The sequence below is a fragment of the Acinetobacter sp. GRABPA_MV_2 genome (assembly GCF_056725885.1).
Genome location: NZ_JBWZNA010000076.1, coordinates 1 through 330 on the forward strand (window position 1 = coordinate 1; position 330 = coordinate 330).

General features: G+C 42.7%; 1 protein-coding gene. It reads left to right on the forward strand.

Annotated features, from left to right (window positions below; translation table 11 throughout):
• The coding region (locus ACXM0J_RS18890) for an ATP-binding protein (RefSeq protein WP_045505274.1) at positions 1-200 on the forward strand (200 nt) is incomplete at its 5' end.
• Positions 201-330: the final 130 nt, after the last annotated feature.

The window sequence follows — 330 nt, forward strand, 5'->3', positions numbered from 1 at the left end:
TCATTACGACGAACTTGAGCTTCTCGGAATGGAGCAATGTATTTGGTGATGCTAAGTTGACGACTGCACTGCTGGATCGACTGACTCATCATTGCCATATCATCGAAACGGGTAATGAATCCTATCGTTTTAAGCAAAGCACGGAGGAAGCCAAGCAGCGTATAAAGAAACGAGAAGCAGAGAAAGGAGAGTTATTTTAACCGTCGATCAGTGAAGAAAAAGCAACAGCAATTGATCGATTTATCCACAGCAGTGTAGTACGCTACATTGCTTAAATGCCTGGTCAATATTCAACGAGCATCGCTGGTCAATATTAAGTGAGCGTCAACA